The organism is Amycolatopsis sp. SID8362 (assembly GCF_010550475.1).
GTDB classification, from domain to species: Bacteria; Actinomycetota; Actinomycetes; order Mycobacteriales; family Pseudonocardiaceae; genus Amycolatopsis; species Amycolatopsis eburnea.
The window spans coordinates 18,897-32,040 of record NZ_JAAGNB010000684.1; the positions used below are offsets into that span (position 1 = coordinate 18,897).

Sequence of the window (13,144 nt, forward strand, 5' to 3'; positions counted from 1 at the left end):
CGCAGCGGACCCGCGTGTGCACCGGCACAGCGAATATCCACATAGTTGTCCACAGCTGTGCACTAATGTACGGCGACCCGCGGCGACGCCACCTGCGGGCTCGTCGTACGCCGGTGGGCACTCCACCACCCGGATACTCGTGCACCTCGACCGGTGACCCGAGAGGGGCACGCTAACAAGCCCCGCCCGCTGCCACAAGGCATCCTCGGCGGCCAGCATTTCACGGTGTACGGCGTGTTGCCATTCGGTGCCGCGGCGTCGACGATCTCGGCCCCGCGAGCCGGTCGCGTACCGTGGCCGAGGGGGTGCTTACCGGCCGCCCGACGGGGGTGCGTACCCTCGTAAGGTCTCCCGTATGCGACGGGTGCTATTCGCGTGCCCACGTTGTCGTCGCTCGTCGTGACGAGGCCACACGTTGGTAGGAGACACCAGAGACTGCCGTGCGCCCGCACGACACGCCAGGTGGGGGGAAGAGATTCTTCCCGCCCGACGCGACACACAGGAGAAGCAGTGAGCAAGGGTAAGCGCACCTTCCAGCCGAACAACCGCCGTCGCGCCAAGACGCACGGCTTCCGCCTGCGCATGCGGACGCGTGCCGGCCGGGCCATCCTGGCTGGCCGTCGTCGCAAGGGCCGCGCCGCGCTGTCCGCCTGATCCGGCACGTCGGGGCGCGCCGTGCTGCCGGCTGCCGCACGTCTGCGGCGGAGCGAGGATTTCCGCGTGGTTCTCCGTCGCGGGTCCCGGGCAGGCAGGCGTCGCCTCGTCGTCCACGCACTGACCACGGACCCGTCCGGGGCCGTCGACGTACCGTCGGCGGCCAGGGCGGGTTTTGTGGTGAGCAAGGCCGTCGGCAACTCGGTGGTGCGCCACCGCGTCTCCCGCCGGTTGCGTCATCTCGTTTCCGCCAAGCTCGGAACACTGCCGCCCGGCACTTCGTTGGTCGTACGGGCATTGCCGCCGTCGTCGACCGCGTCCAGCGCCGAGCTTGGGTCCGACCTCGACGCCGCGTTGCGTCGGCTGGGGCTTCTGTCGTCGCGCCGTCCGGCCGGGGATGTCCCCCGCCCGACGCGTCCCGCGGACGCGACCCCCGACCACGGATCAGCGGTGTGACCGGCATGCGAGCCACCCCCGAGCACGACCACGACCACGACGTCGAACCCGCGCCCCCGCGCCCCGGTCCCGTCGCCTGGGTCCTGCTGCTCCCCATCAAGCTCTACCGCAAGGCGATCTCGCCCTTCCTCCCGCCGGCTTGCCGGTTCTACCCGAGCTGCAGCGCGTACGCAGTCGAAGCCCTGACCCGGCACGGTGCCGGCCGCGGCTCCTACCTCGCGCTGCGCCGGCTGCTGCGCTGCGGCCCCTGGACGCCACCCGGCCGCGACCCCGTGCCCGAGGAGTTCTCGTGGCGCCACCGACGACCTGAAACACCGATCGAGGAGTAGCAGCAGTGCTCGATTTCATCTACTACCCCGTGTCCTTCATCCTCTGGTGTTGGCACAAGGTCTTCGGGTTCGTCTTCGGGGAGTCGACGGCGGTCGCCTGGATCCTCGGCATCATCTTCCTGACGTTCACGGTCCGCGGCATCATGTTCAAGCCGTTCGTGAACCAGGTCCGGTCGATGAAGAAGATGCAGGACTTCGCGCCGGAGATGAAGAAGCTCCAGAAGAAGTACGCGAACGACCGGCAGCGCCAGGCGCAGGAGATGCAGAAGCTCCAGCGCGAGCACGGCGTCAACCCGCTCGGCAGCTGCCTGCCGATGCTGCTCCAGATCCCGGTCTTCATCGGCCTGAACCACGTCCTGCGCGCGTTCACGATGCCGCCGCCCGGTGGCGGGCCGAAGACCGAGAACTACTTCTTCAGTCAGCACGACGTCGAGTCCTACGTCAACGCGAAGCTCTTCGGCGTCAACCTCGGTGAGGCCGTCTACAACGGTGTCGGCGTCGTCAGCGGTGGCGCCACGAACGTCGGCTTCCACTGGAGCGTGCTCCCGGTCGCGCTGCCCCTGATGATCGTCGCGTCGATCGCCACGCACCTCACCGCGCGCCACTCGGTGGCCCGCCAGAACGCCGCGTCGGCCACCCCGCAGACCGCGATCATGAACAAGCTGACGATGTACATCTTCCCGCTCGGTGTGCTCGTCTTCGGTGCGCTGTTCCCGCTCGGCCTCCTCTTCTACTGGCTGGCGAACAACGGCTGGACCCTGATGCAGCAGCGGCTCGTCTACACGAAGATCGACAAGGAAGAGGCGGCCCGCAAGGCGGAGGCCGCGGAGAAGCGCGCGTCGCTCGGCCCGAAGCCGGGCCAGAAGCCGACCGCGCCGAAGGTCGGTCAGAAGCCGGTCCAGCAGAAGAAGAACCAGCCCGCTCAGGGCGGCACCTCGAAGAAGATCACCAAGGCGGGTTCGGCCCACGGCTTCGCCCAGACGTCTTCTGCGAGCGATTCCGCGAAGGCGGACACGACGCCCACCGAGACCAACGGCCAGAACGGCTCGAAGGACAACGGCACCGGCGTGCCGGGCCTTCTCAAAGACTCGACCAGGAAGTCGGGCCGGAAGCGCCGCTGAGGCGCGACCGGTTCGGAGAGGAGACGAATGATGTCGGAGACGATCGAGACGATCGACGCCGATAAGGACGACGTGACCCCGGCCGCCGCTGACGAAGCGGGCGAGCAGAAGGCGGGCGGCGGTGATGACGTCCTCGTCCAGGAGGGCGACATCGCCGGCGACTACCTCGAGCGCCTGCTCGACCTGCTCGACTACGACGGCGACATCGACCTGGACGTCGAAGCGGGCCGCGCGATCGTCAGCATCGACGGCGGCGAAGACCTCGAAAAGCTCGTCGGCCCCCGCGGCACGGTGCTCGAGGCGCTGCAGGAGCTGACCCGCCTGGCGGTCCAGCAGGAGACCGGCTCGCGCAGCCGGCTGATGCTGGACATCGCGGGCTGGCGCGCGGACCGCCGCGAGGAGCTCCGCGAGCTCGGCCGCTCGACGGCGGAGTCGGTCCTCCAGAGCGGCGAGCGGGTGCGGCTCCAGCCGATGAGCCCGTTCGAGCGCAAGGTGGTCCACGACGCGGTCGCGACGGTCGCCGGCGTCACCAGCGAGAGCGAGGGCGAAGACCCGAAGCGCCGCGTGGTGATCTTCCCGGAGTCCTGAGACCCGGTCTTGCGAAGCGGCCCCACTTGACCCGGTCAGGTGGGGCCGCTTCTTTTGTACGTGTGGACGGTCGGCGCGGCGCGGGCGCCGGACTGCTGTTCCCGCGCGAGTGGCCCGGGCGTTGGCCTGGCCGGTACCCACGACGACAGCGGCGGACCGCTCGTGGCTCGGCTGAGTCCACGCGATCGACTACGGCGTGCTCGCGTTGATGCGCTCTGCGCGGTTGGACGCGTACCGATTCTGGTGCAGTCGTTCCGGCCGTTCGGCGAGCACGCGCACGCGATGGTGTTGACCGAGCCGGTGTCGCCACCGGGCCCGCCGGAGTCTTCCGCCCGGCCGCGGGCGAGCGAATTACAGCGGTGATGTTTCACGTGGAACTGGCTCGCAGCCGACGACTCGCCCGCCGTGTTTCACGTGGAACCACCCACAGGGGGGCCGCCGGGTGAGTGGAGTTGTCCACATCTGCGGTCTGTCGGCTCGTTTTCGCTCCGACATCAGGGACAATCGAACGAGCGCGTTTCACGTGAAACGCGCGGACGAGGAGTAGACGGAGTGAGCTTGGAGCAGGCCGCGGTGGCGGTACGGGCCGCGGCGGAGCGGGTGTTCGGAGAGCACGTCGACCAAGCGGCTGGGTACGTCGAACTCCTGGAGCGTCACGGCGTCGAGCGTGGGTTGATCGGGCCGCGGGAGGTCGAGCGGCTGTGGGAGCGGCACGTCCTCAACTCGGCCGTCATCGGCGAGCAGATGCCCGAAGGGGCTCGCGTTGTCGACGTCGGCTCGGGGGCGGGGCTTCCGGGAGTACCGCTCGCGATCGCGCGACCGGACCTCGATATCGTCTTGCTTGAACCGATGGCTCGCCGGGTGGACTGGCTGGCCGAGGTGGCCGAGAAGCTGGAACTCCCGATCACCATCGTCCGTGGACGCGCGGAGGAGCGGCCTGTGCGTGAGCAGCTCGGTGGCGCCGACATCGTCACCGCTCGCGCGGTCGCCCCGCTCGCCCGGCTCGCGGACTGGTGTCTGCCGCTCGTTCGGTCCGACGGCTTTCTGGTGGCCCTCAAGGGCGCCAGCGCGGCGGAAGAGATCGACCGGGACGGCGCCGCCATCCGCAAGGCCGGCGGGGCCGATCCGCTGATCGTCGAATGCGGTGCCGCAGTACTAGAGGTCCCCAGCACGGTTGTGAAGATCCGTCGCCTGCCGACGGCAACCAAGCCGAAGGCGCGGAGCAGGAAGCGTTAACGGGTCGCCATGTTCCACGTGAAACGACGCGACTCGACCACCGACCAGACGTCTACATGGAGGAGGTGTCGAGACCGGTGAATCCCCCGCCGTCCGACTCCACGGAGACCACCCCCGACGTGGGCTGGACCCCGATCGCCGAAGAAGCCGCCCGCGCCGCGCGTCTGCTGCACCCGAAGGAGGGGGAACTCCCCCGCCCCGGGCGCCGTCGCGTGCTGACCGTCGCCAACCAGAAGGGTGGCGTCGGCAAGACCACCAGCACGGTCAACCTCGCCGCCGCGCTCGCCGTCCACGGGCTCAAGACGCTCGTCGTCGACCTCGACCCGCAGGGCAACGCGAGCACCGCGCTCGACGTCGACCACCGGTCCGGGACGCCGTCCATCTACGAGGTGCTGATCGGTGAGGTGACGCTCGCGGACGCCGCCCAGCCGACCGAGCAGTCGCCGAACCTCTTCTGTGTTCCCGCGACGATCGACCTCGCCGGCGCCGAGATCGAGCTCGTCTCGATGGCGTCCCGCGAGTCCCGGCTCAAGGAAGCGATCTCCTCGGAGATCCTCAACGAGATCGGCGTCGACTACGTCTTCATCGACTGCCCGCCGTCGCTCGGCCTCCTCACCGTCAACGCGATGGTCGCCGCGCAGGAGGTGCTCATCCCGATCCAGTGCGAGTACTACGCGCTCGAAGGTCTCGGGCAGCTGCTGAGCAACATCGAGCTCGTGCAGCAGCACCTCAACCGCGAGCTCCACGTCTCGACGATCCTCCTCACCATGTACGACGGCCGGACCAAGCTGGCCGATCAGGTGACGAACGAGGTCCGCAACCACTTCGGCGACACCGTGCTGAAGACCGTCATCCCCCGCAGCGTGAAGGTGTCGGAGGCGCCCGGGTACGGCCAGACCGTCCTCGCTTACGATCCCGGTTCGCGCGGTGCGATGAGCTACGTCGACGCGGCCAAGGAGATCGCCGAGCGCGGCGCGAAGTTGGAGAGGGGTAGTTCGACATGACCGAGCGCCGAGGAGGGCTGGGGCGCGGCCTCGCCGCCCTGATCCCGACCGGACCCGCCACCGGCGGTCCCCTGCCCGCGGCCGGCGACGCGGCAGCGGACAAGAAGGCGACCGAAGACAAGGGCTGGTTCGCGGCCAACGGGCAGGCGAAGCAGCACAGCGGCGAGGTCGCCGGCGCCGTCTACCGCGAGATCCCGGTCGGCTCGGTCAAGCCCAACCCGAAGCAGCCGCGGCAGGTTTTCGACGAGGACGCGCTCGCCGAACTCGAGCATTCGATCCGCGAGTTCGGGCTCATGCAGCCCATCGTGGTCCGCGAACTCGGGAACGACGAGTACGAGCTCGTCATGGGCGAGCGGCGGCTCCGGGCGTCGCAGCAGGCGGAGCTCGAAGCGATCCCGGCGATCGTCCGGCAGACCGCCGACGAGTCGATGCTGCGCGACGCGCTCCTGGAGAACATCCACCGCGTCCAGCTGAACCCGCTCGAAGAGGCGGCGGCGTACCAGCAGCTGCTCGACGAGTTCGCTGTCACGCACGAGGAGCTGGCGAGCCGGATCGGCCGCAGCCGACCGGTCATCACCAACACGATCCGGCTCCTCAAGCTCCCCCTCCCGGTTCAGCGCCGGGTCGCCGCGGGCGTCCTGTCCGCCGGGCACGCGCGTGCGCTGCTGTCGCTGGAGGACGCGGACAGCCAGGAAGAGCTCGCCGCGCGGATCATCGCGGAAGGCATGTCGGTCCGGGCGACCGAGGAGGCCGTCACGCTCAAGAAGAGCGAGAAGCCGGCCAAGCCGAAGCCCGCCGCGCGCAAGCCGATCCAGGCGCCGGGACTGCAGGAGCTCGCCAACCGCCTCTCGGACCGCTTCGACACCCGCGTGAAGGTCGACCTCGGCCGTCGCAAGGGCCGGATCACCCTCGAGTTCGGCTCGGTCGACGACCTCGAACGGATCGTCGCGATGATCGATCCGAATGGGACGAATCAGACACCGAAAACCGATTAGGGATCACCCCGGGGTGTTTCGTCACGGTGATGATTGCGCAAAGCAGTCGCGGCGACCACAGCTGGTGATCACACGAAAGAGGCCGCCACGGAGGTTCCGAGGCGGCCTTTCGCGTGAGTCGGGTCAGCGGGAAATCGCCCGACCGATCAGTTCGCCGAACACCGTGCCGAGCGACTTGCCCGCGGCTTCGATCGCCATCGGCACCGTCGACGTCTCGGTGAGACCCGGCGACGGGTTCACTTCCAGGAAGTGCACCGTGCCGTCCGCGGCGACGACCGCGTCGGTGCGGGAGATGTCCCGCAGGCCGAGCACGCGGTGCGCGGCGACGGCCAGCTCGGCCACCGCCTTGGCCGCGGTGTCGTCGAGGCGGGCCGGGGTGAAGAAGTCGGTCAGGCCGGCCGTGTAGCGGGCCGTGTAGTCGTACACGCCGCTCTCGGGGACGATCTCGACCGCCGGCAGGGCCTCGGGACCGTCCTCGCCCTCGATGACCGTCACGGCCACCTCGACGCCGTCCACGAAGCGCTCGGCGAGCACCGTGTCGCCGTAGGCGAAGCAGCCGACCATCGCCGCCGGGAGTTCCGCCGCTTCGCGCACCACCTGGGTGCCGAGCGCCGAGCCGCCCTGGTCGGGCTTGAGGATCAGCGGCAGGCCGAGGCGCTCCACCATCGCGTCGAGCACCGCCTGGGCACCCAGCTCGCGGAACGTGCTGTGCGGCAGCACGACCCAGCCCGGCGTGGCGAACCCGGCGTTCTCGACGAGCGCCTTCGCGGTCGGCTTGTCCCACGCGCGGCGGCAGCCCTGGGAGCCGGTGCCGACGAACGGCACCTCCAGCATCTCCAGCACCGTCTGCACCGAGCCGTTCTCACCCTCACCGCCGTGCAGCGCGACGACCACCGCGTCCGGCCGCTGGGTGCGCAGGCGCTCCAGCAGGCCCGCGTCGGTGTCCCACTCCTCGATGCCGAGGCCTTCGGACTTGAGCGCCGCGGAAAGCCGTCGCCCGGACCTCAGCGAGACGTCGCGTTCGTGCGAAAGCCCGCCGGCGAGCACGGCAACGGTACGGTCGACCACCGTGGAAACTCCTTAGCCTTCTGTGACATTCGGGGCTTCGCCCCGGCCGGGGGCTCCGCCACCCGGACCCCCGAAAAGCAGATCTAGACCGTGTCCGGGGACGGCGTCTGCGGCCCCTGGATCTGGCGCGCGCTCACGTTACCGAAGGTGCGGGCCAGGTCCATTTCGGACTCCAGCACGGCCGCCAGCCGCCGCACGCCCTCGCGGATGCGCTCCGGTGTCGGGTAGCAGTACGACAGCCGCATCTGGCGGCTGCCGAAACCGTCGGCGTAGAAACCGGTGCCGGACGCGTACGCCACCCGGGCGGTCACCGCGCGCGGCAGCATCGCCTTGGTGTCGACGCCCTCCGGCACCGTCACCCAGACGTAGAACCCGCCGTCCGGCTTCGTCCACGAGCAGCCCGGGGGCAGGTACTGCTCCAGCGCGGACAGCATCGCGTCACGCCGGTCGCGGTAGTTCTCCCGGAACTTCTTGATCTGGCCCTTCCAGTCGTGCGTGGCCAGGTAGCGCGACACGATCATCTGGTTGAACGTCGGCGGGCACAGCGTCGCCGACTCCGCGGCCAGCACCAGCTTCTCGCGCACGGCGTGCGGCGCGAGCACCCAGCCGACGCGCAGGCCGGAGGCGAACGTCTTGGAGAACGACCCGAGGTACACCACGTTCTCGGGATCGGTCGAGCGCAGCGCCGGGTACGTCTGGCCGTCGAAGCCGAGCAACCCGTACGGGTTGTCTTCGACGACCAGAACGCCGTGCTCGCGGCAGATCTCGAGGATCTCCGCGCGGCGCTCGACGGCCAGCGTGACGCCGGCGGGGTTGTGGAAGTTCGGGATCGTGTACAGGAACTTGACGCGGCGGCCGGCCTTCTCCGTCTGGGCGAGCGCTTCGCGCAGCAGCTCCGGCACCAGGCCGTTGTCGTCCATCGCCACGTGCACGACCTGCGCCTGGTAAGCGGCGAACGAGCCCAGCGCGCCGACGTAGGACGGGCCTTCGGCGATCACGACGTCACCGGGGTCGCAGAACAGCCGCGTGACCATGTCCAGGCCCATCTGGGAGCCGACGGTCACGACGACGTCGTCCGGGTGCGCCTTGATGCCTTCGAGCGCCATGATTTCGCAGATCTGCTCGCGCAGCGCGGGGACGCCGTGCGCGGAGCCGTACTGCAGCGCCACCAGTCCGTCTTCGGCGATGATCTCGGCCACCTGTGCCGACAGCGTGTCGAGCGGGAGCGCCGCCAGGTTCGGCATGCCGCCGGCCAGCGATACCACCTCGGGCCGGCTGGCGACCGCGAAGAGCGCTCGGATCTCCGAGGCGGTCATCCCCGCGGTGCGGGCGGCGTACCGCTCGAGGTGCGGGTCGAGGTTCTGGCGGCCGCTGTGCGGCTTGCTGGGGCGGTTCTCGGTCATCGACGATTCACCCGGGGCTCGGTTAACAGATCCCGTCGAGTGTAACCGTGCACCCATCCGGGACCCCTGACCTTTCGGCGCTCGTCACATCGGCCTATCCTCGACCATGGCTCCCGTGTTCGTGCTGTGGTCCCGCGCGGCTTGACGACCGGGCAGCCGGTCGGGAGCGCAGGTCAGGGAGGTCGCGGGTGTCGCGTCGCGTCGTGGGCGTCACACTGGACAACCTCGAGCACTTGCCGAAGAGCTGTCGCCGGTGTGTGTACTGGGAGCTCGCTCCGCACCTGAAGAACCAGGCGGAGGAGTTCGGCGCCACCGAGGTCGAAAAGGAAGCCTGGGTCTCGAGCGTGCTGCTCGAGTGGGGTTCCTGCGGCCGCATCGTCTACAGCGACACGCTGCCGGTCGGGTTCGTGCTGTACGCCCCGCCGAACGCCGTCCCGCGCGCGCTGGCCTTCCCGACGTCCCCGCCGAGCGCGGACGCGGTGCTCCTCACGGCCTTCCAGGTCCTCCCCGAGTTCCGTGGCGGCGGGCTCGGCCGGATGCTGGTCCAGGCGGTCGCCAAGGACCTCACCAAGCGCGGCGTCCGCGCGATCGAGGCGTTCGGCGACGCGCGCCCCGACGAGACCGACCCGGACGGCGGCCACAGCTGCGTGCTGCCGGCCGCGTTCCTGCAGAGCGTCGGCTTCAAGACGGTCCGCCCGCACCAGAAGTGGCCGCGCCTGCGCCTGGAGCTGCGCTCGGCGATCACCTGGAAGGAAGACGTCGAGGCCGCGCTGGAGCGCCTCCTCGGCCAGGTGACGATCACCACCGCCGAGCCGAGTCTCGGCCGCGCCTGACCCCTCCGCAAACGTTTGCGCCTGCGTTTCGTCACGCTCGAAACTGTGCTGTGCACAACTGTGGAAGAAGTGCCGAGTTATCCACAGAGCGCTGATAGGAGCGGTGGACAACCTGTGGAGAAGTGCCCGCCAACCTGGGGACGGCGAGCGCGCGTCCCCAGGTGTGGTGGAGCAGGTGAAGGTGAGCCGCTAGGGGTTGTGGTCGGGCCTACTCGGCCTTCGCGAGCTCGTGCGCCAGGACGTCGGCGAACGTGAACGTTCCCGTCGGCTGGTCGCCCTCGCCGAGCAGGTACAACCGCTTGACGGCGATGAGGATGCCCTCGGCGACGATGTCGCGGAACGCCGGGTCGGCCAGCTTGCGGCTGTCGTCCGGGTTCGTCAGGTAGCCGATCTCCACGCGGACCGCCGGGCAGCGGGTGCGGGTGAAGATCTCCCACGTCTTGTAGTGCGTGCGGCAGTCCAGCATGCCCGTGCGGGCCGCGACCTCGCGCTGGATGAAGCCGGCCAGCAGCTCGCCCACCGTCGACGTCGTGCCGTTGCCGGTGCCGAAGTGGAAGCTCGCGATGCCCTGGGCGCGCGGCGAGGGGTTGCCGTCGCTGTGCAGGGACAGGAACAGGTCGGCGCCGGCGTCGTTCGCGAAGCGGGCGCGCTCCAGCTCGGTGGGGCTGTGGTTCGGGCCGCGGGAGATCAGCGCCTCCATGCCGGTGGCCTTCATCCGGCCTTCGAGGCGGCGCGCGAGGTCCCACGCGATGTCGGCCTCACGCAGGCTGCCGGCGACCACGCCGAGGTCGTCGCCGCCGTGGCCGGGGTCGATCACGATGCGCTTGCCGCGCAGCCGGGGGCCGGCCTGGCGCACCTGCTCCTGCTCGCGCAGGAAGACGGGGCGGCCGCCGCGGGCGCGCGGCGAGGACAGGCGGTGCAGCTCGCGGATGGTCGCCGGGCCGCACATGCCGTCCGGCGTCAGGCGCATGTCGCGCTGGAACGTCTTGAGCGCGCGCTCGGTCGCCGGGCCGAAGTAGCCGTCGGGGCGGCCGGCGTCGAAGCCCAGCTCGGTCAGCCGCTCCTGGAGGGTGAAGACGTCGTCGCCGTGGACGGGCGACGCGATCATGTAGGACAGCGGACGGCTGCCCAGGTGGTAGCTGGCGCCCTTGAGCGCCTGGAACGTCGCCGGACCCACGACGCCGTCGGTGATGAGCCCACGGCGCTGCTGGAAGGCACGGACGGCGTGCTCGACGGCGACGTCGAACGTGCCGTAGTCGCCGGTACCGGTGACCGGCGGGAGCAGGTCCATCCCGGCCAGGATGGACCTGATCTCGGCGACGTCCGGACCGGCGTCACCGCGGCGGAGTACCCGCATGCACTCCTCGCTCTTCCTAAGGCACCGATTCGGGGGCTCGGTGCGTGGCAGAAAACCTTCGCTGGGACAAGCCCAGGTCTTCTATTGTGCCTTGCGAACTCTCGGTGACAGCGCAGGCCCGGTAGGTGCGTCAAGAACCCGTTCGTAGTGAACCGTTAGTGGCTCTCGTCACGCTGGATCCACCCACACCGGGGTGATTACCCCGAACGGCGAAGACCCGGGACCCGCGGGAGCATTCCCGCAGGCCCCGGGTCCGCCGGGGGTGCCTGGGCTCAGAGGACGTCGGCGAGGTCCGACAGCAGCGCGGCCTTCGGCTTGGCGCCGACGATCTGCTTCACCGGCTTGCCGCCCTGGAACAGGATCAGCGTCGGGATCGACATCACCTGGTAGTCACGCGGCGTGTTCGGGTTCTCGTCGATGTCGATCTTGGCGATGGTCAGCTTCTCGCCGTTCTCCGCCGCGATCTCCTCGAGCACCGGGGCGACCATCTTGCACGGCCCGCACCAGGTGGCCCAGAAGTCGACGAGAACCGGCTTTTCGCTGGTCAGGACCTCGTCGACGAACGTCGCGTCGGTCACCTTCACGGTGTTGGCCATGGTTTCTCCTTCAGGGGTGAGTGAACGCCGGAAAGTCAGTTGGTGCCCGCGCCGTAGCCGCCGCCGACGAGCTCGGCCGCTTCGTGCGCGTCCGATTCGCCGTGCTCCGCGAGCCATCGTTCCGCGTCGATCGCCGCGCTGCAGCCGGAGCCCGAAGCGGTGATCGCCTGCCGGTACGTGCGGTCCACGAGGTCGCCGGCCGCGAAGACGCCGTCGACGTTGGTGTAGGAGGTGCGGCCCTGGGTGATGACGTAGCCGTCCTCGTCCAGGTCGACCTGGCCCTTCACCAGCTGGCTGCGGGGGTCGTGGCCGATCGCGACGAAGAAGCCCGAAACGTCCAGCGTCGACTCGCTGCCGTCCTTGGTGTCCTTCAGCCGCAGGCCCTCGACCTTGCCGTCGCCGAGCACCTCGGTGATCTGCGAGTTCAGCTGCCACTTGATCTTCTCGTTCGCGCGGGCGCGCTCGAGCATGATCTTGGACGCGCGGAACTCGTCGCGCCGGTGGACGACGGTGACGGACTTCGCGAACTTCGTCAGGAAGGTCGCCTCCTCCATCGCCGAGTCGCCACCGCCGGCGACCACGATGTCGTGGTCGCGGAAGAAGAAGCCGTCACAGGTCGCGCAGGCCGAGACGCCGCGGCCGAGCAGCTCCTGCTCACCCGGCACGTTCAGGTACCGCGCCGCCGCGCCCATGGCGAGGATGACCGCGCGGGCGGCGTAGCGCTTGCCGTTCGCGTGGACGTACTTGACGTCCCCGGTCAGCTCCAGCGACTCGACGTCCTCCGCGCGCAGCTCCGCGCCGAAGCGCTCCGCCTGCTTGCGCATCTCCTCCATCAGGTCGGGACCCATGATGCCGTCGCGGAACCCCGGGAAGTTCTCGACCTCGGTCGTCGTCATCAGCGCGCCGCCGAACTGCGTGCCCTCGAACACCAGCGGTTCCAGCTGGGCCCGCGCCGCGTAGACGGCAGCGGTGTATCCGGCAGGACCCGACCCCACGATGATCAGGTTCCTGATTTCCTCGGCAGCCACCCGTGACCTCCGCTCGTAGTGACCCGTGTACCAGGCTCAACACGATGGTAGGTGGCCATGTTCCCAGCCGTGACAGCCGCTACTTCTCCCCAACGACCTTGTCGAACAACACAGCCGGGTTACCGGGCCCGCAGTCGGCGCCGAAAGCCACCAGGCGGAACTGGGCGAGCTTGCCGGTGGTCAGGATGATCATCACCCCGGCCTTGCCGCCGACGTTCACCGGACGGATGCCCTCCGGGCGCACCTTCGGGTCGAGGCCGGCCGCCGCGATGCACGCGTCCAGCTTGTCTTCGGTCTGCAACGGGCCGAAGTCACGGACGCCGATCGCCTTGCCGACCAGGGCCTGCGCCCCGGCGCCGTCGTTGCCCACCGACGGGCCCGAAGGCGCCGGCGCGGCGACGTTCGGCGTCCCGGTCTGCTGCGACGTGCCCGGGATGGCGACCGTCACGGCGACGACCGCCGCCGCAGCCGCGGTC

General features: G+C 69.7%; 14 protein-coding genes and 1 pseudogene. 9 read left to right on the forward strand and 6 right to left on the reverse strand.

The window, feature by feature from the left end:
• The first annotated feature begins 510 nt into the window (after positions 1-510).
• The 8 genes from rpmH to G3I65_RS20735 all read left to right on the forward strand — a co-directional run bounded on the left by rpmH (position 511) and on the right by G3I65_RS20735 (position 6,383).
• On the forward strand, positions 511-654 hold the full coding sequence (rpmH, locus tag G3I65_RS20700) for a 50S ribosomal protein L34 (RefSeq protein WP_003082934.1): 144 nt from the start codon (positions 511-513) through the stop codon (positions 652-654).
• 21 nt (positions 655-675) lie between these two features.
• Positions 676-1,110 (forward strand): ribonuclease P protein component, encoded by a 435-nt coding sequence (rnpA, locus tag G3I65_RS20705; RefSeq protein WP_160697568.1) that lies wholly within the window; start codon positions 676-678, stop codon positions 1,108-1,110.
• A 5-nt stretch (positions 1,111-1,115) separates the two neighbouring features.
• A complete protein-coding gene (gene yidD / locus G3I65_RS20710) occupies positions 1,116-1,439 on the forward strand; it encodes a membrane protein insertion efficiency factor YidD (RefSeq protein WP_125309349.1) in 324 nt (107 codons plus the stop codon).
• Positions 1,440-1,444: 5 nt separating this feature from the next.
• Positions 1,445-2,560: a membrane protein insertase YidC gene (yidC, locus tag G3I65_RS20715; protein WP_160697569.1), complete on the forward strand. Its 1,116-nt coding sequence runs from the start codon at positions 1,445-1,447 to the stop codon at positions 2,558-2,560.
• Positions 2,561-2,590: 30 nt separating this feature from the next.
• Positions 2,591-3,148 (forward strand): R3H domain-containing nucleic acid-binding protein, encoded by a 558-nt coding sequence (locus tag G3I65_RS20720; protein WP_163046725.1) that lies wholly within the window; start codon positions 2,591-2,593, stop codon positions 3,146-3,148.
• A gap of 552 nt (positions 3,149-3,700) precedes the next feature.
• On the forward strand, positions 3,701-4,384 hold the full coding sequence (gene rsmG, locus G3I65_RS20725; RefSeq protein ID WP_160697571.1) for a 16S rRNA (guanine(527)-N(7))-methyltransferase RsmG: 684 nt from the start codon (positions 3,701-3,703) through the stop codon (positions 4,382-4,384).
• A gap of 77 nt (positions 4,385-4,461) precedes the next feature.
• Positions 4,462-5,388 (forward strand): ParA family protein, encoded by a 927-nt coding sequence (locus G3I65_RS20730; protein WP_160697572.1) that lies wholly within the window; start codon positions 4,462-4,464, stop codon positions 5,386-5,388.
• Positions 5,385-6,383, forward strand: coding sequence for a ParB/RepB/Spo0J family partition protein (locus G3I65_RS20735; protein WP_160697573.1), 999 nt, complete (start codon positions 5,385-5,387; stop codon positions 6,381-6,383). The genes G3I65_RS20730 and G3I65_RS20735 overlap by 4 nt, the downstream gene beginning before the upstream one ends.
• Positions 6,384-6,506: 123 nt before the next feature.
• Here the strand turns inward: G3I65_RS20735 and G3I65_RS20740 are convergent, their stop codons facing one another.
• Together G3I65_RS20740 and G3I65_RS20745 are read right to left on the reverse strand one after the other, a co-directional pair.
• On the reverse strand, positions 6,507-7,451 hold the full coding sequence (locus tag G3I65_RS20740) for a D-alanine--D-alanine ligase (protein ID WP_160697574.1): 945 nt from the start codon (positions 7,449-7,451) through the stop codon (positions 6,507-6,509).
• 83 nt (positions 7,452-7,534) lie between these two features.
• Positions 7,535-8,854 (reverse strand): PLP-dependent aminotransferase family protein, encoded by a 1,320-nt coding sequence (locus tag G3I65_RS20745; RefSeq protein ID WP_160697575.1) that lies wholly within the window; start codon positions 8,852-8,854, stop codon positions 7,535-7,537.
• Positions 8,855-9,042: 188 nt separating this feature from the next.
• Here G3I65_RS20745 and G3I65_RS20750 point away from each other — a divergent pair, with 188 nt between their 5' ends.
• Complete coding sequence (locus G3I65_RS20750) at positions 9,043-9,687, forward strand: GNAT family N-acetyltransferase (RefSeq protein WP_086857098.1); 645 nt, start codon at positions 9,043-9,045, stop codon at positions 9,685-9,687.
• Between the two features lie 208 nt (positions 9,688-9,895).
• Here the strand turns inward: G3I65_RS20750 and G3I65_RS20755 are convergent, their stop codons facing one another.
• The 4 genes and pseudogenes from G3I65_RS20755 to G3I65_RS20770 form a co-directional block, all read right to left on the reverse strand.
• Complete coding sequence (locus G3I65_RS20755) at positions 9,896-11,044, reverse strand: N-acetylmuramoyl-L-alanine amidase (RefSeq protein WP_086857097.1); 1,149 nt, start codon at positions 11,042-11,044, stop codon at positions 9,896-9,898.
• A 272-nt stretch (positions 11,045-11,316) separates the two neighbouring features.
• A complete protein-coding gene (trxA, locus tag G3I65_RS20760; protein WP_003082899.1) occupies positions 11,317-11,640 on the reverse strand; it encodes a thioredoxin in 324 nt (107 codons plus the stop codon).
• Positions 11,641-11,675: 35 nt separating this feature from the next.
• Positions 11,676-12,668: a thioredoxin-disulfide reductase gene (trxB, locus tag G3I65_RS20765; protein WP_160697576.1), complete on the reverse strand. Its 993-nt coding sequence runs from the start codon at positions 12,666-12,668 to the stop codon at positions 11,676-11,678.
• A gap of 79 nt (positions 12,669-12,747) precedes the next feature.
• A pseudogene (locus G3I65_RS20770) lies at positions 12,748-13,144 on the reverse strand (hypothetical protein); the annotation flags it as partial.